The sequence below is a fragment of the Pseudooceanicola spongiae genome (assembly GCF_014899185.1).
GTDB lineage: Bacteria > Pseudomonadota > Alphaproteobacteria > Rhodobacterales > Rhodobacteraceae > Pseudooceanicola > Pseudooceanicola spongiae.
In genome coordinates, this window is the sequence record NZ_CP045201.1 from 4263075 (window position 1) to 4283241 (window position 20167).

The 20167-nt window shown below is 64.9% G+C and carries 20 protein-coding genes; 11 read left to right on the top strand and 9 right to left on the bottom strand.

What is annotated here, in order from left to right; translation table 11 throughout:
• Positions 1-26: 26 nt before the first annotated feature.
• On the top strand, positions 27-623 hold the full coding sequence (locus F3W81_RS20160) for a DNA-3-methyladenine glycosylase I (RefSeq protein WP_193081346.1): 597 nt from the start codon (positions 27-29) through the stop codon (positions 621-623).
• 115 nt (positions 624-738) lie between these two features.
• On the opposite strand, the gene F3W81_RS20165 is transcribed toward F3W81_RS20160, so the two are convergent.
• Entirely contained in the window at positions 739-1305 is a 567-nt protein-coding gene (locus F3W81_RS20165; RefSeq protein ID WP_193081348.1) for a TlpA disulfide reductase family protein, read from the bottom strand.
• A gap of 22 nt (positions 1306-1327) precedes the next feature.
• On the opposite strand from F3W81_RS20165, the gene argH reads away from it, so the two are divergent.
• Genes argH through F3W81_RS20190 form a run of 5 tightly spaced genes read left to right on the top strand, consistent with a single transcriptional unit; the run spans position 1328 to position 7115 of the window.
• Entirely contained in the window at positions 1328-2719 is a 1392-nt protein-coding gene (gene argH, locus F3W81_RS20170) for an argininosuccinate lyase (RefSeq protein ID WP_193081350.1), read from the top strand.
• The gene (locus tag F3W81_RS20175) at positions 2698-2886 is read left to right on the top strand and encodes a hypothetical protein (protein WP_193081352.1); all 189 of its coding nucleotides are present in this window, start codon (positions 2698-2700) and stop codon (positions 2884-2886) included. Before argH ends, F3W81_RS20175 begins: the two co-directional genes overlap by 22 nt.
• Positions 2886-3200 carry a DUF2834 domain-containing protein gene (locus F3W81_RS20180; protein WP_193081354.1) on the top strand — a complete coding sequence of 105 codons (315 nt, stop codon included), beginning with the start codon at positions 2886-2888 and terminating at the stop codon, positions 3198-3200. The genes F3W81_RS20175 and F3W81_RS20180 overlap by 1 nt, the downstream gene beginning before the upstream one ends.
• Positions 3201-3254: 54 nt before the next feature.
• Positions 3255-4520 carry a diaminopimelate decarboxylase gene (lysA, locus tag F3W81_RS20185; protein WP_193081355.1) on the top strand — a complete coding sequence of 422 codons (1266 nt, stop codon included), beginning with the start codon at positions 3255-3257 and terminating at the stop codon, positions 4518-4520.
• A 33-nt stretch (positions 4521-4553) separates the two neighbouring features.
• The gene (locus F3W81_RS20190; protein WP_193081357.1) at positions 4554-7115 is read left to right on the top strand and encodes a TIGR02302 family protein; all 2562 of its coding nucleotides are present in this window, start codon (positions 4554-4556) and stop codon (positions 7113-7115) included.
• Between the two features lie 85 nt (positions 7116-7200).
• Here the strand turns inward: F3W81_RS20190 and F3W81_RS20195 are convergent, their stop codons facing one another.
• Complete coding sequence (locus tag F3W81_RS20195) at positions 7201-7899, bottom strand: zinc-ribbon domain-containing protein (RefSeq protein WP_193081358.1); 699 nt, start codon at positions 7897-7899, stop codon at positions 7201-7203.
• Between the two features lie 237 nt (positions 7900-8136).
• On the opposite strand from F3W81_RS20195, the gene F3W81_RS20200 reads away from it, so the two are divergent.
• The 5 genes from F3W81_RS20200 to F3W81_RS20220 all read left to right on the top strand — a co-directional run bounded on the left by F3W81_RS20200 (position 8137) and on the right by F3W81_RS20220 (position 11910).
• The gene (locus F3W81_RS20200; protein WP_193081360.1) at positions 8137-8814 is read left to right on the top strand and encodes a cell division ATP-binding protein FtsE; all 678 of its coding nucleotides are present in this window, start codon (positions 8137-8139) and stop codon (positions 8812-8814) included.
• Positions 8811-9716 (top strand): cell division protein FtsX, encoded by a 906-nt coding sequence (locus F3W81_RS20205; protein ID WP_226941761.1) that lies wholly within the window; start codon positions 8811-8813, stop codon positions 9714-9716. The genes F3W81_RS20200 and F3W81_RS20205 overlap by 4 nt, the downstream gene beginning before the upstream one ends.
• The gene (locus F3W81_RS20210; RefSeq protein WP_193081361.1) at positions 9716-10471 is read left to right on the top strand and encodes a lysophospholipid acyltransferase family protein; all 756 of its coding nucleotides are present in this window, start codon (positions 9716-9718) and stop codon (positions 10469-10471) included. The genes F3W81_RS20205 and F3W81_RS20210 overlap by 1 nt, the downstream gene beginning before the upstream one ends.
• Positions 10440-11045, top strand: a complete 606-nt coding sequence (locus F3W81_RS20215) for a pyridoxamine 5'-phosphate oxidase family protein (protein ID WP_193081362.1) — start codon at positions 10440-10442, stop codon at positions 11043-11045. The genes F3W81_RS20210 and F3W81_RS20215 overlap by 32 nt, the downstream gene beginning before the upstream one ends.
• A gap of 124 nt (positions 11046-11169) precedes the next feature.
• Positions 11170-11910, top strand: a complete 741-nt coding sequence (locus F3W81_RS20220; RefSeq protein ID WP_193081363.1) for an intradiol ring-cleavage dioxygenase — start codon at positions 11170-11172, stop codon at positions 11908-11910.
• On the opposite strand, the gene F3W81_RS20225 is transcribed toward F3W81_RS20220, so the two are convergent.
• From F3W81_RS20225 to F3W81_RS20255, 7 genes are all read right to left on the bottom strand, one after another.
• Positions 11907-12713 carry a glycosyltransferase family 2 protein gene (locus F3W81_RS20225; protein WP_193081364.1) on the bottom strand — a complete coding sequence of 269 codons (807 nt, stop codon included), beginning with the start codon at positions 12711-12713 and terminating at the stop codon, positions 11907-11909. The genes F3W81_RS20220 and F3W81_RS20225 overlap by 4 nt on opposite strands.
• A 106-nt stretch (positions 12714-12819) precedes the next feature.
• Positions 12820-14214: a dihydrolipoyl dehydrogenase gene (gene lpdA / locus F3W81_RS20230; RefSeq protein WP_193081365.1), complete on the bottom strand. Its 1395-nt coding sequence runs from the start codon at positions 14212-14214 to the stop codon at positions 12820-12822.
• A gap of 138 nt (positions 14215-14352) precedes the next feature.
• Positions 14353-14763 carry an MAPEG family protein gene (locus tag F3W81_RS20235; protein ID WP_193081366.1) on the bottom strand — a complete coding sequence of 137 codons (411 nt, stop codon included), beginning with the start codon at positions 14761-14763 and terminating at the stop codon, positions 14353-14355.
• Complete coding sequence (locus tag F3W81_RS20240; protein WP_193081367.1) at positions 14763-15152, bottom strand: MAPEG family protein; 390 nt, start codon at positions 15150-15152, stop codon at positions 14763-14765. Before F3W81_RS20240 ends, F3W81_RS20235 begins: the two co-directional genes overlap by 1 nt.
• On the bottom strand, positions 15149-15496 hold the full coding sequence (locus F3W81_RS20245; RefSeq protein WP_193081368.1) for a hypothetical protein: 348 nt from the start codon (positions 15494-15496) through the stop codon (positions 15149-15151). Before F3W81_RS20245 ends, F3W81_RS20240 begins: the two co-directional genes overlap by 4 nt.
• A 59-nt stretch (positions 15497-15555) precedes the next feature.
• A complete protein-coding gene (gene odhB, locus F3W81_RS20250) occupies positions 15556-17061 on the bottom strand; it encodes a 2-oxoglutarate dehydrogenase complex dihydrolipoyllysine-residue succinyltransferase (protein ID WP_193081369.1) in 1506 nt (501 codons plus the stop codon).
• 6 nt (positions 17062-17067) lie between these two features.
• Positions 17068-20028 carry a 2-oxoglutarate dehydrogenase E1 component gene (locus F3W81_RS20255; protein WP_193081371.1) on the bottom strand — a complete coding sequence of 987 codons (2961 nt, stop codon included), beginning with the start codon at positions 20026-20028 and terminating at the stop codon, positions 17068-17070.
• Positions 20029-20167: the final 139 nt, after the last annotated feature.

A 20167-nucleotide genomic window follows, 5' to 3' on the forward strand; every position in this document is an offset into this window, starting at 1 on the left:
GGTTAAAAAGGCGATAAGATATGGAAATGAATACGCTTCCTCTGAATGACCCGCCGCGCTGTGCATGGGTCGGCACCGAGCCGATCTATCTTGAGTACCACGATACGGAGTGGGGGGTGCCCGAGTGGGACAGTCGAGCGCTCTGGGAAAAGCTGGTTCTCGACGGCTTTCAGGCCGGGCTGAGCTGGATCACCATCTTGAAAAAGCGTGACAATTTCCGCGAGGCTTTCGCCGGGTTCGATCCTGAGGTTATCGCCACCTGGGGCGAGCCGGAGGTGCAGCGGCTGTTGGGGGACGCTGGCATCATCCGGCACCGTGGCAAGATCGAGGCAACCATCGGCAATGCGCAGGCCTGGCTGAAAATTGAGGAAAAACAGGGCTTTGACAAGCTGCTCTGGGGCTATGTCGAGGGCGAGGCGCTGCAGCCGGGCTACCGGAGCCACAGTGAGGTACCCCCCTCGACTCCGCTGTCGGAGCGGGTCTCCAAGGATCTGAAAAAGGCCGGGTTCCGCTTTGTCGGGCCGACGATCGTCTATGCCTTCATGGAGGCCTGCGGGCTGGTCAATGACCACCTTGTGGGGTGCCATTGCCATGCCCGCTGTGCGGCGTTGAAGGCCGGTTAAGTCACGTCTCACGCCGCTCGGAAACGGGGCTTTTTGCTGCAAATCGGCATGTCGGTATCGCGTCGGTATTCCGACGGTAACTGAACGGTGCGAAATCTGACGCCCCGGGGCGGGGTTACTGACGGAAAGCGGCGATCAGGGCGCGGGCCTCGGGGGAGTTCCAGTCGGCCCCACCGATCAGGCGGGCCACCTCGGCGCCCTGCGGGTTGACCAGCACGGTCACCGGCAGGCCGAAGACTCCGGCGTCGCGGGCCTGTTCGGTGTTGGGGTCGCGCAGGCGGGGCAGGTTGGCAGCGCCATTCTCAGCCAGAAACTTGTCGACGGCCTCGGGGCGGTTGGGGCCAGAGGCGAGGGTCACCACGGCGAAATCACCACCGCCGAGATCGGTCTGCAGCGCCGAGAGGGTCGGCATCTCTTCACGGCAGGGGGCGCACCAGACCGCCCAGAAGTTCAGCACCACCCATTTGCCAGCGTAGTCGCCAAGCGTGACCTTGCCGTCGGGCGAGAGCCATTCGACATCGGTTCTGAGCTGGCTGGGGGTGTCGAGCACGGTCAACTTGCGCATCTCGCCGGTGCGTAGAGCGTTGATATTGTCGGGGGCTGCCATGGCGGGCAGGGACTGGCTGGCGATTGCACCCAAGGCAAGGGCCGTATAAACGAACGCGGAACGCAATTTCTTCATGTTTCCTCCGACGGGTGGCCCGATGACCGACAAGACTGCGAACCAGATGTGGGGCGGCCGTTTCGCCTCTGGCCCCGATGCGATCATGGAGGCGATCAACGCCTCGATCAGCTTCGATCAGAGACTGGCGGCACAGGATATTGCCGGTTCTCGTGCCCATGCGGCGATGTTGTCCGCGCAGGGCATAATCACAGATAAGGATGCCGAGACGATCAGGGAAGGGCTTCTCACGGTCTTGTCAGAGATCGAGGGCGGATCTTTTCAGTTTTCGACCGCGCTGGAGGACATTCACATGAATGTCGAGGCGCGTCTGAAAGAGGTGATCGGTGAACCTGCGGGCCGTCTGCACACAGGCCGGTCGCGCAATGATCAGGTGGCGACGGATTTCCGCCTCTGGGTGCGGGACCAAGCCGATGCGGCGATTGCCGGGCTGGAGGCGCTGATGCGCGCGCTGCTGGGGCAGGCCGAAGCGGGCGCCGATTGGGTGATGCCGGGCTTTACCCACCTTCAGACCGCACAGCCGGTGACATGGGGTCATCACATGATGGCCTATGTCGAGATGTTCGCCCGCGACAAGAGCCGGTTCGAGGATGCGCGCCGTCGCATGAACGAAAGCCCGCTGGGGGCGGCGGCGCTGGCCGGCACCTCTTTCCCGATTGATCGCCACGCAACCGCCGAGGCGCTGGGCTTTGACCGTCCGATGGCGAATTCGCTGGATGCCGTGTCGGACCGGGATTTCGCACTGGAGTTTCTGGGCGCGGCGAGCATCTGCGCCATGCACCTCAGCCGGATGGCTGAGGAGCTGGTGATCTGGTCGTCCGCCCAGTTCCGCTTTGTCGTGCTGTCGGATCGATTCTCGACCGGGTCGTCGATCATGCCGCAGAAGAAGAACCCCGATGCGGCGGAGCTGATCCGTGCCAAGATCGGCCGGATCTTTGGTGCCAATGTGGCGCTGATGATGGTGATGAAGGGGCTGCCCTTGGCCTATTCCAAGGACATGCAGGAAGATAAAGAGCAGGTCTTTGACGCCGCCGACAACCTGATGCTGGCGCTGGCCGCGATGACCGGCATGGTCGGTGACATGAAGGCCAATGTGCCCGGGCTTGAGGGCGCGGCGGGGGCTGGTTTCAGTACCGCGACGGATCTGGCCGACTGGCTGGTGCGGGTGCTGGGCATGCCGTTCCGCGATGCGCACCATGTGACCGGCGCGCTGGTGGCGCTGGCGGAGGGCAAGGGCTGCGATCTGCCCGAGCTGAGCCTGAGCGATATGCAGGGCGTTGAGCCGCGCATCACGGAAGAGGTTTTTGGCGTTCTGGGGGTGCACAACTCGGTCGCCTCGCGGATGTCCTATGGCGGAACAGCGCCCGAGCGGGTGCGGCAACAGGTGGCGGCATGGACCGAAAAACTGGGCTGATCGCAGCGGCTTTGCTGCTGGCACTGGCGGGCTGCGGGGTCGACGGATCGCCCCTGCCGCCTCAGCCGAACACGCTGCCGGCGCCGGGCGCGGGCATGGACATCAGCCCCGAGATCGGCACCGGGATCGGTGTGGCAAGCTCGCAGCTCTACGGGACGTCGATCTGATGTCGCCGCTGCGTATGGGCTACCTCGGGCTGGCGGTTTGGGGCGCGGTGCATCCGATGGCCTGGTTTGTCAGCTGGTTCCGCGAGCAGGGACTGTCGCTGACCGGCCTGCTGGAGGGGTGGCACGCCAATGCCGCGACCTCCGGTCTGGTCTGGGATCTGACGATTGCCGCCGTGGCGCTGACGCTGTGGATCCTCGCCGAGGTGCGGGTGCGGCGCAATTGGAGCGCGCTTTTGGCGATCCCGGCGACCTTTCTGATCGGGGTCAGCTGCGGGCTGCCGCTTTATCTTTTCCTCCGCACACGCCCGGTGTAAGCGGGGCGCGGGCTGCGGCCCAGCTTTTCTCATGATCCTGCCGGAGGGGACGCCTTGGACCATTTTCTGTACCGCGATGGCGCGCTTTATGCCGAAGACGTGCCCCTGGCCGAGATTGCCGCCGCTGTCGGCACGCCGTTCTATTGCTATTCCACCGCGACGCTGACGCGCCACTTCAAGGCCTTTGACGAGGCGCTGGCGGGGATGGATCACATGATCTGTTACGCGATGAAAGCCGCCAGCAATCAGGCGATCCTGAGGCTGATGGCCAGCCTCGGGGCGGGGATGGACGTGGTTTCGGGGGGCGAATATGCCCGCGCCAAGGCCGCCGGCGTGCCCGGCGATCGCATCGTCTTCTCTGGCGTCGGCAAGACCCGGGACGAGATGCGGATGGCTCTGTCCGGCGGCGTGCGCCAGTTCAATCTGGAGAGCGAGCCGGAGATGGAGGTGCTGAACGCCGTCGCGCTTGAGATGGGCGTCGTGGCCCCGGTGACCGTGCGGGTGAACCCCGACGTCGACGCCAAGACCCACGCCAAGATCGCCACCGGCAAGAGCGAGAACAAGTTCGGCATTCCGATCACCCGTGCCCGTGAGGTCTATGCCCGCATCGCTGAGATGCCCGGTCTGAAGGCCGTTGGCATCGACGTGCATATCGGCAGCCAGCTGACGGATCTGGAGCCCTACCGGCAGGCGTTTACCAAGGTGGCCGAGCTGACGGAGGCTCTGCGCGCCGATGGGCATGACATCATCCGCCTCGACCTCGGCGGCGGCCTCGGGATTCCTTACGAGCGCAACAATACCGCGCCGCCGCTGCCGAAGGAGTACGGCGCGATGGTGCAGGAGATCCTCGGCCATACCGGCTGCGAGATCGAGATCGAGCCGGGTCGTCTGATCGCGGGCAACGCGGGCGTCATGGTCAGCGAAGTGATCTACGTCAAACAGGGCGAGGGCCGCGATTTCCTGATCATCGACGGCGCGATGAACGATCTGATCCGCCCCGCGATGTATGATGCGCACCACGATATCGTGCCCGTGGTCGAGCCTGCGCCCGGTGCCGAACAGCAGCCCTATGACATCGTTGGGCCGGTCTGTGAAAGCGGCGATACCTTCGCCAAGCAGCGCATGATGGTGCCACTGGCAGCGGGCGATCTGGTCGCCTTCCGCTCGGCGGGGGCTTACGGTGCGGTGATGTCCAGCGAGTACAACACCCGGCCGCTGATCCCTGAGGTTCTGGTGCATGGCGATCAATTTGCCGTCATCAGAAAAAGACCGTCCTTTGAGGAGATCATTAACCGAGATACGCTACCTGAATGGATGTAGCGCGATCCCCGCGCAACCCCATCGGGACGGAGCATGGCTGACCAGACTCACTACACCGATACGCTGCGCCGCCTGCGGTGGCCGCTTTTCCTGACCTTCCTCGGCCTTCTTGCCGAGAGATTGGCGCGTGCCTTCTGGCCGCTCTGGTCGATCTGCATTGCCGCGCTGGCGTTGCTGATGCTGGGGGTTCAGGATTCCGCCTCGGTCGAGGTGGTCTGGGGGTTTGCCGCGCTGTCGGTGATCGCGGCGCTCTGGTATCTGGTGCGTGGCGCGTTCCGGTTCCGCTTTCCGCGCCGGGTTGAGGCTTTGTCCCGGCTTGATGCCTCGCTGAAAGGCCATCCATTACAAGCCCTTAGGGACAGTCAGGCGATTGGCGCAGACGACGCCGGGTCCAACGCGCTCTGGGCGGCGCACCAACGCCGGATGGCGGCGCGTGCGGCGCAGGCCCGCGCGGTTGAACCGGATCTGAGGCTGTCATCGCGCGATCCTTTCGGCCTGCGCTATGTCGCCCTGCTGGGGCTGATGGTGGCGCTGCTGTTCGGGTCGTTCTGGCGCGTTGGCAGTGTCGGCGGCATGGCCCCCGGCAGTGCCAATGCCGCCGCCGGGCCGAGCTGGGAGGGCTGGATGGCCCCGCCCGCCTATACCGGTCTGCCGACGGTTTACCTCTCGGATATTCGCGACGCGACTCTGACGGCGCCCGAGGGTGCGCTGCTGACCCTGCGCCTCTACGGGCCTGAGGGGCGGCTTTCTGTCGCAGAGTCGGTCTCTGGCCGCATCGGGGAGCTGCCGCCCGCGACCTCTGCTGCTCAGGAATTCAGCGTCATGCAGCCGGGGGAGCTGTCGATTGACGGCCCCGGCGGGCAGGCGTGGCAAGTGGCGCTGATCCCCGATCACGCCCCCGAGGTGAGCGTCGATGCCCCCGGTGAGGCGACGGTGGACGGCCAGATCTCGATCCCGTTCACGGCGCGCGATGACTACGGTGTCGAGTCGGGGCAGGCCGTGATTTCCCTCGACCTGGCCGCGCTGGATCGCCGGTATGGTCTGGCGATCGACCCCGAAGCCCGTGCGCCGATCGAGGTTGCGCTGCCGATGCCGATTTCGGGCAGTCGCAGCGAGTTCACCGAGGCGCTGATCGAGAATTTCTCTCAGCATCCTTGGGCGAATATGCCGGTGAAGGTGAAGCTGACAGTCGAGGATTCGCGAGGCCAGACCGGCACAAGCGACGATTTCGCCATGATGCTGGATGCGCGGCGGTTTTTCGACCCCGTCGCCTCGGCGCTGATAGAGATGCGGCGCGATCTGCTGTGGAACCGCGACAATGCGGTGCGTGTCGCGCAGGTGATGCGGGCGATCACCTGGTCGCCAGAGGGGCTGTTTGCTTCTGAGACGACCTACATGCGCACCCGCGCCCTGATGCGCCGGATCGAGGCCATTTCGGACTATGGCCGGATGAGCGATGTGCAGGTGGGCGAGATCACGCAGGCCCTCTGGGATCTCGCGGTCGCGCTGGAGGAGGGCGACCTCGACGATGCGCGGGCCCGGATGGAACGTGCGCAGGAACGCCTAAGCGAAGCGATGCGCAACGGGGCCTCGGATCAGGAAATCGCCAAGCTGATGCAGGAGCTGCGCGACGCGACGCAGGATTACATGCGCCAGCTGTCCCAGCAGGCGGCGCGCGATTCCGAGCAGAACCCGGATCAGCCCGCGATGAACATGGATAACGCCATGCAGATGAATCAGGATGATCTGCAGCGTATGATGGACCGCATTCAGGAGCTTATGGAGCAGGGCCGCATGGCGGAGGCGCAGGAAGCCTTGCAGGAGCTGCAAAAGCTGCTCGAGAACATGCAGGTCACGCAAGGCAAGGGCGGTCAGGGACAGCAGAGCCCCGGCCAGCAGGCGATGGAGGGCTTGTCGGAGACGCTGCGCGATCAACAAGGTCTGTCGGACGAAGCCTTCCGCGAGCTGCAGGATCAGTTCAATCAGCCCGGCCAGCAGGGGCAGGGCCAGCAAGGACAGGGCGAAGGCCAGCCGCAAGGTGAGGGTCAGCAGCCGGGGCAGGACCGTGGTCAGCCGGGTGGCCAGCAGGGCGGGCCGGACGCTGGTACCCTTGCACAACGCCAGCAGGACCTGCGGCAGGAGTTGCAGCGCCAGCGGGGCAATCTGCCGGGCGAAGGCTCGGCCGAAGGGCGCGCCGCGCGTGAGGCCCTGAACGACGCTGACCGTGCCATGCGCGGCGCAGAAGATGCGCTGCGCGACGGCGATCTGGCCGAGGCCATCGACCAGCAGAGCCAGGCCATGGAAGCTTTGCGTGAAGGCATGCGTCAGGTCGGCGAGGCAATGGCCGAGCAGGACCGCCAGATGGCCGGTCAGCAGGGCGAGGCCGAGGGCAATACCGGTGGTAAGACCGAAGATCCGCTGGGCCGCAACGCTGGCACCAATGGTAACCTCGGCAACGATCGCGAGATGTTGCAGGGCGAAGACGTCTATCGCCGCGCCCGCGATCTGCTGGACGAGATCCGCCGCCGCTCAGGTGATACCGCCCGCTCCGAGGTGGAGCTGGAGTATCTGAGACGGCTGTTGGAACGCTTCTGAGCTGAAACTCTGAAGGTGTGTTTGCGCTTATGGCTTTGTGAAGGCGTCAGGCTTTGCCCCAAGTGGGGCAGAGCCTGATGTCGGCTTAACCGTTTGACGACCCGTTGAAATATCCGACAACGGCCTGCATCTGATCGGCAAGCCAGAACCGGCCCGCGTCCAGCGTGCTGGTAAAGCTGTCGATGGCAGGCACCGTCTGGGGCAGCGACAGGCGGATACGGTCGGCGTTGAAGTAGACGAAGGCGACCAGCAGCGCGGCGAGGATCGGCAGAGCCAGACCGATGCGGAAATTGCGCTGACGGGTGGCCGGGTCCTCTTGAACCGGCGCCTCTGGCTGAGAGGTCTCGCGCAGGGAGGCACTCGTCTCCTCAATGTCGGGCAGGAGATCACGGCGCGGTGTGGCGCCGGGGATAGGCGCTGTCTTTTCGGGGTCGCCAAGGCGGGCGAGGCGGGCACGGGATTCCCGGTCGCGGCGGGCAGAGTCGCTCTCGGATACGGCGGACGCGGGCTGAGCGGCGCTCTCAAGGGCGCGCAGACGGGCCTCATGTGCCACTTCTTCGCGCAACAGGTCGCGGATGCCTGGGTCGAGCTCACGGCGGCGCACGGCGGGCGGATCGAAGACCGTCTCGACGTCGTCGTCGCGATCCTGAGCGATCGCGGCCCCGCTGCCGGGTTGAAACCATGTTTCATGACAACTGGAACATTGCACGTCGCGCCCGGCGGTCGGGATGACCTGCGCCGGAACCTCGTATTGTGCGCTGCAATTCGGGCACGTTAGCCGCATTCTGCCCCCTTGGACTGGCGCCTTTCAGATGGTCCGGATCAGCGCCGCGCCCCTGTCGGGAGCAGCCCCCCGAGGATGGCCACGCCGCGTCGTGATCCGGGCCAGCCTGGCCCCGTATTGAGCCACCTACCATATGTGCTTAGCCCTTAGCGGAAAAGTGCTATTTCCGCGGGGCGCTGCGATTGAAAGACCGGGCATCCTCAGGCAAAAGGAAACAGCAATCCCCGGGGGTCACCTGTGATCGAACTCGACAATCTGGCCTATAGCTACGGCGGCGGGGAACTGCTGAGCGAGATCTCGCTGCGCCTTGCGCCGGGGTCGTTCCATTTTCTGACCGGGCCGTCCGGCGCGGGCAAGACCACGTTTCTGAAACTGTGCTACGGCGCGCTTGTGCCGACCTCGGGCGATGTGACGCTGTTCGGTCAGGACGTGCGCAGCATGGGGCGCAACGACATGGCGTTGATGCGGCGCCGGATCGGTGTCGTGCATCAGGATTGCCAGTTTCTGGACCACCTGCCGCTGGTCGAAAATATCGCTCTGCCGCTGATGGTGTCTGGGCGCGATGTGGCGGCCGAGGCGCAGAACCTCGATGATCTGATCGCCTGGTGCGGGCTGTCGCACCGCAAACATGCCCTGCCGCCCGAACTGTCGGGGGGCGAGCGGCAACGCGCCGCGCTGGCGCGTGCGGTGATCATGAGCCCGGAGGTGATCCTTGCGGATGAGCCGACCGGCAACGTCGACTGGGAGATGTCGCAACGCCTGCTGCAATTGCTGGTCGAGCTGAACAAGATGGGCAAGACGGTGATGATTGCGACCCACGATCTGGCGCTGATCCGGGCGGCCAAAAGCCGGGTGCAGACGCGTGTGCTGCGCATCGCCAACCGCCGTCTGCACCTCGCTGGGGCGGATCTGTGAGGCGGTTCTTGCTGATCCTGGCGGATCTGGTGCGCGGCGACACGCAGGCGGACCGGGTTGTGCCGCCGACGGGCTTTACCGCGCGGCTGACGCTGTTTTCCGCTGCCGCCATGACCTTTCTGGCGGTTTTCGCACTGGCCCTGTCGCTGGCGACGGGCCGTCTGGCCCATAACTGGAGCGCCGAGCTGGCGCGCAGTGCGACGCTGCGTCTCTCGGCCTCCGACGACCAGATCGCGGCGCAGACACAGGCGGCGCTGAGCGTGCTGAAAACCACCGAGGGCGTCGAGAGCGCGCGGGCGCTGAGCGAGGCGGAACAGCAGGCGCTGCTGGAGCCATGGTTCGGACCCGATGTGCCGATCGCCGATCTGCCCGTGCCGCAACTGATTGAAATCATTGAGACCCGAAAGGGCTATGACGCGGAAGGCCTGCGCCTGCGACTGGCCGCCGAAGTGCCCGGAGCGGTGCTCGACGATCACACGCGCTGGCGGCGGCCTCTGGTGCGCGCGGCGTCGCGGATCCGCACGCTGGGGCTGCTGTCGCTGGCGCTGATCGGGGCGATCATGGCAGCGATGATCACGCTGGCGGCGCATTCCGCGCTGGCGGCGAATGCGCAGGTCATCTCGGTACTGCGGCTGGTCGGGGCACGGGATGATTTCATTGCCCGCGCCTTTGTGCGACGCTTTACCCTGCGGGCGATTTCCGGGGCTATACTGGGTCTGGCGCTTGGCCTTGGCGGGATCATGCTGCTGCCCGCGGCGCAGGCCGAGGGCGGCTTTCTGACGGGCCTCGGGTTTCAGGGCTGGGGCTGGATCTGGCCGTTTTTCCTGCCGCTGCTGGCGGGCGTCGTGGCGTTCTGGGCCACGCGCAGTGCGGCGCGGCGTATTTTGCGGGGGCTGGCGTGATGAAAGCGCTTCACTACATCCGGTCGGTGATCTTTATCGTGCAGATGTATCTGGCGATGCTGGTGGTCGGGGTGATCTGTCTGCCTTGGGCCGTTGTCAGCCGGGATGGTGCCTATGCCGCCGTGCGCGGTTACAGTCGCTATGTGCGCTGGTCGCTGCGCGTGATCTGCGGGCTGCGCACCGAGGTGCGCGGCGAGGTTCCGACGGGCGAAATCGTCATCGCCTCGAAACATCAGAGCTTTCTCGACATCATCATGATCACCAGCGTGGTCGACCGGCCCAAGCTGATCATGAAGAACAGTCTGCGCTATATGCCGGTTCTGGGCTGGTACGGCTTGCGCATTGGCTGTGTGCCGGTGCGCCGGGGCCATCGCGCCGAGGCGATCCATGCCATGATGAACGCGGTTCACGATGGCAATGCGCCCTCCGGTCAGCTGATCATCTTTCCGCAAGGCACCCGTGTCGCGCCGGGGGCCAAGCTGCCCTACAAGGTCGGCGCGCTGGTGATTTATGAGGAAACCGGCCAATATTGCGTGCCCGTGGCGGCGAATGTCGGTCTGTTCTGGCCGCGTCAGGGGCTGCTGCGCCGCCCCGGTCTGGCGGTGATCGAGTTCCTGCCGCCGATCCCGCCCGGGCTGAGCCGGCCTGAATTCCGCTCGACGCTGGAGCGGGTGATCGAGACGCGATCCAACGAATTGATGCGTGAGGGAGGCTTTGGGGCCGATGAACTATCTGGACACCACCGAGGCGCTTGAGGCGCTCTATGGCACGCCCGCCGCGGCGGCGCTGCGCAAGGTCGCGCATCAGCTGACACCGGAGTATCGCAGCTGGATCATGGCCTCGCGCTTTTGTGTCGTCTCGACCGTGGGGCCGGAGGGCGCGGATGGCAGCCCGCGCGGTGACGATGGCCCGGTGGTGCGCATGCTCGACGACCAGACGCTGGCGATGCCCGACTGGCGCGGTAATAACCGTCTGGATACGCTGCGTAATATCGTGCGTGACCCGCGGATTGCGCTGATGTTCATGGTCCCCGGCTCGGCCAATGCGGTGCGGGTCAACGGTGCGGCACGGATCACCGACGACGCCGATCTGCGCGCCAGCTTTGAGCGTGATGGACGCCAGCCGGCGACCGTGATCGTCATCAAGATCCACGAGATCTACAGCCAGTGCGCCCGTGCGATCATCCGGGCCCGCCTCTGGTCGGGCGAGGATGAGAGCGGCGATCTGCCCACCGTCGGCCAGATTCTGGCGGCGATGACTGAGGGTGAGGTTGGCGGCAAGGACTACGACGACAGCTGGGCGGATCGCGCCGCGCGCACCATGTGGTAACCGCGCTGCGGGGGGGGGGGAGGCAGAAAGATGCCACCCCCCGCCGCATACACGCGAAGGTGCGACGGAAGTGAACGGGCCTTGCGTAGAATATGGCAGACAGACCTGAACAAGGACGCCTGCCATGTCGCCTGAGACATCCGCCACTTCTGGCTCCGACATCGCCCGCCGCAAGTTGTTGCGGTTCCTTTCGCTGTCGCCTGTCGCGATGATGGGGGTGGGGGCCTTTGCCTCGGCCACGCGCGCGCAGGCCGAGGCCGCCGGTCTGATCAGCGCCAATGTCTGTATGGTGCAGCGCGAGGTGACGGAGGGGCCGTTCTACATCGACTCCGGGCTGATGCGCCGCGATATCACCGAAGGCCGTCCCGGCGCGCCGCTGCGGCTGAACCTTCAGGTGGTGACCGCTGATTGCGCGCCTGTGCCCGGTGCGCGGGTCGACATCTGGCATTGCGACGCCGAAGGGATTTACTCCGGCGTGACCAACATGGGCGCCGAGGACACCACGGGACAGACCTTCCTGCGCGGCACGCAGACCACGGGGGCGGATGGAGTCGCGATCTTCGACACGATCTATCCGGGCTGGTATCGCGGCCGCACCACCCATATTCACACCAAGATTTTTCTGGACGATCAGACGGTTCTGACCAGCCAGATCTTTTTCCCCGATGCGCTGTCGGCCTATCTGTTCCGCTCGGTCCCGCCCTATAACGCGCGCGGTGCGACGCGGGATACGATGAACGCCGGGGATTCGATCGCGAAACAGGCCGGGGACGGCGCTTTCGCCAGGGTGCGCGAACAGCCTGACCACTACGATGCCTCTCTCGTGGTCGGGATCAGTTCCTTTTCTGGATCGAGGTTGGGTTAAGGCGTCGTCCGCGCGGCGACGAAATCATAATAGCTGAGGCCCGGCGCGGCGCGTGCGGTGAAGTCGTGGTTGAGGCGGTCCTTGTCGCGGAACACCTGCGCGCAGCGTGCCCGCATCGTGTCCGGGATATCACCTTCGCCGGCCTCCATCTCGGCGATGTGGCGCTGATAGGCGCGGCCCACCCGCGTGGCAAAGCCCTCATCGGCGGTGGCGCTGGCGGGGTTGAGATGCAGATTGTAGCAGGTCTGCCCCAGCGGCGCTGTGCCCCCGAGACGGGCCAGCAGCTCGATCGCGTGGCGCACATCCTGGGAGGGCTGGTTGGTGAAGGGGCGGGCCTGCTGACGTTCCAGCACCGGATGATAGCTGGCGCCTGTTGCTCCGAAATCCTCCAGCGTCAGGGTGACGGCCCCGGGGCGGGGCAGATGCAGCAGCGGCACCCCCGCACTGAGCACGGCCGTCAGCCCGAAAGCCGCACCATTGCGCCGCGCCAGCGGCAGCAGTGTCGCGAGGTAGCCCGGGGCCCAGGTGTCATCGGCATCGAGAAACGCGATGAAGCTGCCCTGCGCCTGTGCCAGCGCGCGATTGCGCGTCGGCCCCGCGCCGCTGCGCAGGGGGCCCGGGGGGGTGAAGGAGAGCATGGAGTCGCTGAACCGGGTGGCGTAATCCTGACCGTCATCCGAGGCGATGATCACCTCGATCTGGTCGGTGGGCAGTCCGGACAGGCGGATGGAGGCGAGGGCGGCAGGCAGTGTGCCCATGGCCTGATAGGCGGGAATGATCACGGAAACATAGGGTACTGGCATCGCATTCCTCTGGGTGGGCAGCGAAAAGGCCCCGAGGCGAACACCTCGGGGCCTGTGGGCCACGTTAGACCGAAAGCGCGGGCGGTTGAAACCCGCGCCTGCCCGATCACATGTGAATAGCGCCGTCGCCGCAGGCCAGTGCTGCTTCGCGCACCGCTTCGGAGAAGGTCGGGTGGGCGTGGCAGGTCAGGGCCAGATCCTCGGCAGAGCCGCCGTATTCCATCGTCACGCAGATCTCGTGGATCAGATCGCCAGCGCCGGGGCCGATGATATGGGCGCCGAGGATACGGTCGGTGTCCTTGTCGGCCAGCAGCTTGACGAAGCCGTCACCAGCAAAGACAGCCTTGGCGCGGGCGTTGCCCATGAAGGAGAACTTGCCGACCTTGTAGGCGCGGCCTTCCTCTTTCAGCTGCTCCTCGGTCTTGCCGACGGCAGAGACTTCGGGGTGCGTGTAGATGACGCTGGGGATGACGCCGTAGTTGACGTGCCCGGCCTTGCCCGCGATGACCTCGGCGACGGCCATGCCCTCGTCCTCGGCCTTGTGGGCCAGCATCGGGCCGGTGATCGCGTCACCGATGGCGTAGACGCCTTTGACGTTGGTCGCCCAATGCGCGTCGGTCTTGACGACACCGCGCTCGGTCATCTCGACACCGAGCTCTTTCAGGCCGAGCCCGTCGGTGAAGGCGCGACGGCCCGTGGCGACCAGCACGACATCGGCGTCGAGCTGGTGTTCGCTGTCGTCCTTGCGCAGCTTGTAGGTCAGCTTGGCCTTGCCCTTGGCGGCTTCAGCGCCCTGGACGGCGGCGCCCATGATGAACTCAATGCCCTGTTTCTTGAGCATTTTCTGGAAGGTCTTCTGCACTTCGCCGTCCATGCCGGGGGTGATCTGGTCGAGGAATTCGACGACGGTCACCTCGGTGCCGAGACGGGCGTAGACCGAGCCCATTTCCAGGCCGATGACGCCCGCGCCGACGACGACCATCTTCTTGGGGATCTTCGGCAGCGACAGCGCGCCGGTGGAATCGACGATCACGCCCGCGTCATTGTCGACGTCGAGACCGGGCAGAGCGCTCGGGACAGAACCGGAGGCGACGACGATGTTCTTGGTCTCGTAGATGTCGTCACCGACCTTGACCTTGCCGGCCTCGGGGATGGAGGCCCAGCCCTTGATCCAGTCGATCTTGTTCTTCTTGAACAGAAATTCGATGCCCTTGGTGTTGGTGTCGACGACGGACTGCTTGTAGCCCTGCATCGTCGGCCAGTCGACCGAGGGGGATTTGCCCTTGAGGCCCATGGTGGCGAAGTTGGTTTCGGCCTCATGCAGCTGGTGGGTCGCGTTCAGCAGCGCCTTGGAGGGGATGCAGCCGATGTTGAGGCAGGTGCCGCCGAGAGTCTCGCGGCCCTCGACACAGGCGGTTTTCAGACCGAGTTGGGCGCAGCGGATGGCAGACACATAGCCGCCGGGGCCAGAGCCGATCACGATGACGTCGTATTGGGCCATTTGGGGTCTCCTTCGGGTCGGTTTTCCGACGTCGGTATCGCGTCGGTATTGGAACGGTTTATGGTCGGACCGGGGCGGGGGCGCTGCCCCCGTCAGCTGGCGCTGACTCCCCCGGGATATTTGGAACAGGGAAACGGATCAGAGCAGGGCAGTGATCAGCATTATCGTGGTCGCGGCGAGGCCGACGAGCCAGATCAGGCTGCGCCATGGCACCCAGCCGAAGGCGTAGGCCGGGATGTAGAGGATGCGCGCTGCGAGGTAGAGGGCGGGGCAGGCGCGGGTGAGGGGCGAGGAGGCATCGAGCAGTGTCACGGTGAGCACGGCGATGGTGAAGAGGATCAGCCCCTCGAAGTGGTTGTTCATGGCGCGGTAGAGGCGCCCGGTGACCGGGTGGACCTGATCCATCAGCGGCTTGTCCATCCGGGCGGGATCGCGCGGTGAGGTGGTCTTGCCCCGGCCAAGCTCAAGGTTGGCGGGGACGGCCATCAGGATGATCTGGAGCACCTGCAGCAGGCCGGCGAGGGCGAGGATCTGGAGTTCGTTCGGCATCACAGCACCGCCGCGATGATCATGGCGAGGGTGGCGACAAGGCCGACCGTGTAGATCAGCGAGCGCCAGGGCGCCCAGCCGTAGAGATAAGCAGGAATGTAGAGCGCGCGGGCCGCGACGTAGACATAGCCGCAGGCGGCCGTGAAGGCGCTGGCCTGGCCTGAGAGCGTGACGATGACGACGGCGGCGATGAAGATGCCGATGTTCTCGGTATGGTTGTCGAGGGCGCGGCGCAGGCGTTGCGTGGTTTTCGAGAGCGGCGGGACGTCGTCGCGCGGCGAGGCGTTGACGTCGGCGCCGACATCCTTGTTGAAAGCAGCCTGCGACAGGAAGACGAGGACCACATGCAGCAGAACGATGAGCGCGAGGGCGATGAGTTCGGGGGTCATATGGCGGCCTTTCGCAGGCGGAACAGGGGAAGCAGCATGTCGAGCAGGGCGACGATGGCCAGGGCGCCCATCAGCAGCGCCGTGAGGTTGTTCCAGGCCAGACCGCCGGAGATCGCCTGAACGTAGAGGGCGAAGCACCAGAACAGCGTCAGGGCGATGCCGCTGCGTCCCGGAACCGGGCGGCTGAGCAGGAACAGGACGGTGCCGCAGGCGATGAGTTCGGCCAGCTGGTACCCGAGGTCGGCAAAGCTGGAGCGCCCGGCAGGCACGAGCGCGCCGGTCAGCACGAACCGTGCGGCACTGACGGCGAGGATCAGCCAGAATGACAGGCGGGCGAGCTTCATCAGATATGTCCAGAGAGGGCGCGCGCCCAGGGGCAAGGCCTTGGGCGCGCGGGGTCTTATCAGAGGTCCATCAGCAGGCGACGGGGATCTTCCAGCGCTTCCTTGACGCGCACGAGGAAGGTCACGGCACCTTTGCCGTCGACGATGCGGTGATCGTAGGACAGCGCGAGGTACATCATCGGGCGGATTTCGACCTTGCCGTTGATTGCCATCGGACGGTCCTGGATCTTGTGCATGCCGAGGATACCGGACTGCGGGGGGTTCAGGATCGGCGAGGACATCAGCGAGCCGTAGACACCACCGTTGGAGATGGTGAAGGTGCCGCCCTGCATTTCCGCCATCGACAGCTTGCCGTCACGGGCGCGTTTGCCCTTTTCGGCGATCGCCTTTTCGATGTCGGCAAAGGACATCTGGTCGACGTCACGGATGACCGGCACGACGAGGCCCTGAGGCGTACCAGCGGCGACGCCCATGTGGACGAAGTTCTTGTAGACCACGTCGGTGCCGTCGATTTCGGCGTTCACATCCGGCACTTCCTTCAGCGCATGGACGCAGGCCTTGGTGAAGAAGGACATGAAGCCGAGACGCACGCCGTGCTTCTTCTCGAACATGTCCTTGTACTGGTTGCGCAGGGCCATGACCTCGGTCATGTCGACCTCGTTGTAGGTCGTCAGCATGGCGGCAGTGTTTTGCGCTTCCTTCAGGCGGCGCGCGATGGTCTGACGCAGGCGCGTCATCTTCACGCGTTCCTCGCGGGCTGCGTCATCCGCGGCGACGGGCGCGCGGGTGGCGGCAGCGGCGGGGGCCGGTGCGGATTTGGCGGCCGAAAGCGCCTTGGCGACATCGTCTTTCATGATGCGGCCGTCTTTGCCCGATCCGGACACCTGATCGCGCGACAGGCCTGCTTCGGCCATGGCTTTCTTGGCGGAGGGCGCGTCTTCGACGTCCTTGCCCGAGGCGGCAGGGGCGGCGGCTTCGGCTTTCGGAGCTTCGGCCTTGGGAGCCGCTGCGGCGCCCTCGCCCGAGGTCATCTCGGCCAGCTGACCGCCAGCCTCAACCGTGGAGCCTTCGGCGGCTAGGATCTTGGTCAGCACGCCGGAGGCCGGCGCGGGGACTTCGACGGAGACCTTGTCGGTTTCCAGCTCGCAGAGCATTTCGTCAGCGGTGACGCTGTCGCCCTCTTTCTTGAACCAAGTTGCGACAGTCGCCTCGGAGACGGACTCGCCCAGTGTCGGGACCATGACGGCCACGGTCTCGGACTTGGCGGAGGAGGCTGCGGGCGCGCTGGCTTCGGCCTTGGGCTCTGCCTTGGGCGCGTCGCTGCTGCCAGCGTCGGAGATGTTGCCCAGAAGGGCATCGACGCCAACGGTGTCGCCTTCCTTGGCGACGATTTCGGACAGCACGCCTGCGACGGGGGCCGGTACTTCGACGGTCACCTTGTCGGTTTCCAGCTCGCACAGCATTTCGTCAACGGCCACGGTGTCGCCGGGTTTCTTGAACCAGGTTGCGACGGTGGCTTCGGTCACGCTTTCGCCCAGGGTGGGGACTCGGATTTCGGTGCTCATTGGTCCTTAGTTTCCTTCGATGGTCAGCGCTTCGTCAATAAGCGCGGCTTGCTGTGCTTTGTGCTGGGCTGCGAGACCCGTAGCGGGGGCGGCGGCGGCTTGACGACCGACGTAGCGCGGACGCTGTGATTTGGAACCGATACGGCCCAGAACCCATTCGAGGTTGGGTTCGAGGAACGTCCAAGCGCCCTGGTTCTTGGGTTCTTCCTGACACCAGACGACTTCGGCATCCTTGAAGCGTTCCAGCTCCTTCACCATGGTGATGGCGGGGAAGGGATAAAACTGCTCGACGCGCATCAGGTAGACATCGGTGATCCCACGGGCATCACGTTCTTCCAGCAGGTCGTAGTAGACCTTGCCCGAGCACATGACGACGCGCTTGATCTTGTCATCCGCCACCAGCTGGGTGTCGGAATTGCCCTTCTGTGCGTCATCCCACAGGATCCGGTGGAAGCTGGAGCCGGTGGTGAAGTCTTCTGCCTTGCTGACGGCCATCTTGTGACGCAGCAGCGATTTCGGCGTCATCAGCACCAGCGGCTTGCGGAACGACCGGTGGATCTGGCGGCGCAGAATGTGGAAGTAGTTCGCCGGGGTCGAGCAGTTCGCCACGATCCAGTTGTCCTGACCACACATCTGCAGGAAGCGTTCCAGACGCGCCGAGGAGTGCTCGGGGCCCTGACCTTCATAGCCGTGCGGCAGCAGCATCACGAGGCCGGACATGCGCAGCCACTTGGCTTCGCCGGACGAGATGAACTGGTCGAACATGATCTGCGCGCCGTTGGCGAAATCGCCGAACTGCGCTTCCCACATCACCAGGGCATTGGGTTCGGCCAGCGTATAGCCGTACTCGAAGCCAAGAACCGCGTATTCGGAGAGCATCGAGTCGATGACCTCGTAACGCGACTGGCCAGCCCGGATGTTGTTCAGCGGATAGTAACGCTCTTCGGTTTCCTGGTTGATCAGGCCCGAGTGACGCTGGCTGAAGGTACCACGGGTCGAATCCTGACCCGACAGGCGCACCGGATAACCCTCGGTCACGAGAGAGCCGAAGGCCAGCGCTTCGCCGGTGGCCCAGTCAAAGCCTTCGCCGGTCTCGAACATCTTGGCTTTGGATTCCAGCAGACGTTCCACGGTGCGGTGCAGCGGGAATCCTTCGGGCGCACGGCTGAGAGCGGTGCCGACGTCCTTCATGGTCTCTTCGCTGATGGCGGTTTCGCCGCGCTGGTATTCTTCCTTTTCGCGGTCGAAACCGGACCAACGCCCATCCAGCCAGTCGGCCTTGTTGGGTTTGAAGTCCTTGGCGGCTTCAAATTCACCGTTCAGGTGCGACTGGAAGGCGGCTTTCATGTCCTCGATCTCGCCCTCGGGGATCAGGCCGTCCTTGATCAGGCGGTCCGTATAGAGCGCAAGGGTCGTGCGGTGGCCCTTGATGTTCTTGTACATGATCGGGTTGGTGAACATCGGCTCATCGCCTTCGTTATGGCCGAAGCGGCGATAACAGAAGATGTCGAGAACGACGTCCTTGTGGAACTTCTGGCGGTACTCGGTCGCGACGCGGGCGGCGTGCACCACGGCCTCGGGGTCATCCCCGTTGACGTGGAAGATCGGCGCCTCGACCATCAGGGCGATGTCGGTCGGATAGGGAGAGGAGCGCGAGAAATGCGGCGCGGTGGTGAAGCCGATCTGGTTGTTCACCACGATGTGGATCGTGCCGCCGGTGCGGTGCCCGACGAGGCCCGACAGACCGAAGCATTCCGCAACAACACCCTGACCGGCAAAGGCCGCATCGCCGTGCAGCAGGATCGGGATGACGCTGGTGCGATCGGGGTCGTTCAGCTGCGCCTGTTTGGCACGCGCCTTGCCCAGCACGACCGGATTCACCGCCTCAAGGTGCGAGGGGTTGGCGGTCAGCGACAGGTGGACCGAATTGCCGTCAAAGGTGCGGTCCGAAGACGCGCCGAGGTGGTATTTCACATCGCCCGAGCCATCAACGTCATCGGGCTTGTACGACCCGCCCTGGAATTCGTTAAAAATGGCGCGGTAGGGCTTGCCCATGACGTTGGCCAGCACCGACAGACGACCGCGGTGCGGCATGCCGATGACGACCTCTTTGACGCCGAGGCTGCCGCCGCGCTTGATGATCTGCTCCATCGCGGGGATCAGCGCTTCGCCACCGTCGAGGCCGAAACGCTTGGTGCCCATGAACTTGACGTGGCAGAACTTCTCGAAGCCCTCGGCCTCGACCAGCTTGTTCAGGATGGCGCGACGGCCTTCACGGGTGAAGGTGATTTCCTTGCCGTAGCCTTCGATCCGCTCTTTCAGCCAGGCGGATTGCTCGGGGTCGGAGATGTGCATGTATTGCAGCGCGAAGGTGCCGCAATAGGTGCGCTTCACGATGTCGATGATCTGGCGCATCGAGGCGATCTGCAGCCCCAGCACGTTGTCGATGAAGATCGGGCGATCCATGTCGGCTTCGGTGAAGCCGTAGGTCTTGGGATCAAGCTCGGGGTGGGTGTTCTGGTCCTGCATGCGCAGCGGGTCCAGATCGGCGATCAGGTGGCCGCGGATGCGGTAGGCGCGGATGATCATCAGCGCGCGGATCGAATCGAGCACGGCGCGCTTGATGGCGTCGTCCGAAACCGAGACGCCCTTTTCAGCCGCCTTTTCCTTGATCTTCTTGCCGGCGTCCTTGGCTTCGGCCGGGGCGGGCCACATGCCATCGAGCGCGGCCGTCAGGTCGTCGTTCGGGGTCGGCGGCCAGTCGGTGCGCGACCACGACGGGCCTGCGGCCTCGGCACGGGCGTCGTCTTCGGTGACGTCGAGCTGACGGAAGAACTCCGCCCAGCCTTCGTCGACCGAGGAGGGATCCGCGGCCCAGCGGGCCTGCAGCTGTTCAAGGTATTCGGCGTTATGCCCCTGCATGAAGCTGGAAGCATGGAAGAGATCATTCGGGCTTTGTTCGGTCATTATTTCACCTCGGGGGTGTGGTGGGCTGGATGACGGGAGAAGAGAGCGGTGGCAGAGAGGGCCGAGAGTGGCCCTTTGTCGTGGTCGTCAAGCGCCGGTGGCGGGTGGCAGCGAGACGCAGCCCGCTGCCGGATCTTGG

Bases quoted from the DNA above. Each gene is read 5' to 3' on its own strand.
- F3W81_RS20160 (WP_193081346.1), top strand. From the start codon at position 27: ATGAATACGCTTCCTCTGAATGACCCGCCGCGCTGTGCATGGGTCGGC.
- F3W81_RS20165 (WP_193081348.1), bottom strand. From the start codon at position 1,305: ATGAAGAAATTGCGTTCCGCGTTCGTTTATACGGCCCTTGCCTTGGGT.
- argH (WP_193081350.1), top strand. From the start codon at position 1,328: ATGACCGACAAGACTGCGAACCAGATGTGGGGCGGCCGTTTCGCCTCT.
- F3W81_RS20175 (WP_193081352.1), top strand. From the start codon at position 2,698: ATGGACCGAAAAACTGGGCTGATCGCAGCGGCTTTGCTGCTGGCACTG.
- F3W81_RS20180 (WP_193081354.1), top strand. From the start codon at position 2,886: ATGTCGCCGCTGCGTATGGGCTACCTCGGGCTGGCGGTTTGGGGCGCG.
- F3W81_RS20190 (WP_193081357.1), top strand. From the start codon at position 4,554: ATGGCTGACCAGACTCACTACACCGATACGCTGCGCCGCCTGCGGTGG.
- F3W81_RS20195 (WP_193081358.1), bottom strand. From the start codon at position 7,899: ATGCGGCTAACGTGCCCGAATTGCAGCGCACAATACGAGGTTCCGGCG.
- F3W81_RS20210 (WP_193081361.1), top strand. From the start codon at position 9,716: ATGAAAGCGCTTCACTACATCCGGTCGGTGATCTTTATCGTGCAGATG.
- F3W81_RS20215 (WP_193081362.1), top strand. From the start codon at position 10,440: ATGAACTATCTGGACACCACCGAGGCGCTTGAGGCGCTCTATGGCACG.
- F3W81_RS20220 (WP_193081363.1), top strand. From the start codon at position 11,170: ATGTCGCCTGAGACATCCGCCACTTCTGGCTCCGACATCGCCCGCCGC.
- F3W81_RS20225 (WP_193081364.1), bottom strand. From the start codon at position 12,713: ATGCCAGTACCCTATGTTTCCGTGATCATTCCCGCCTATCAGGCCATG.
- lpdA (WP_193081365.1), bottom strand. From the start codon at position 14,214: ATGGCCCAATACGACGTCATCGTGATCGGCTCTGGCCCCGGCGGCTAT.
- F3W81_RS20235 (WP_193081366.1), bottom strand. From the start codon at position 14,763: ATGCCGAACGAACTCCAGATCCTCGCCCTCGCCGGCCTGCTGCAGGTG.
- F3W81_RS20240 (WP_193081367.1), bottom strand. From the start codon at position 15,152: ATGACCCCCGAACTCATCGCCCTCGCGCTCATCGTTCTGCTGCATGTG.
- F3W81_RS20245 (WP_193081368.1), bottom strand. From the start codon at position 15,496: ATGAAGCTCGCCCGCCTGTCATTCTGGCTGATCCTCGCCGTCAGTGCC.
- odhB (WP_193081369.1), bottom strand. From the start codon at position 17,061: ATGAGCACCGAAATCCGAGTCCCCACCCTGGGCGAAAGCGTGACCGAA.
- F3W81_RS20255 (WP_193081371.1), bottom strand. From the start codon at position 20,028: ATGACCGAACAAAGCCCGAATGATCTCTTCCATGCTTCCAGCTTCATG.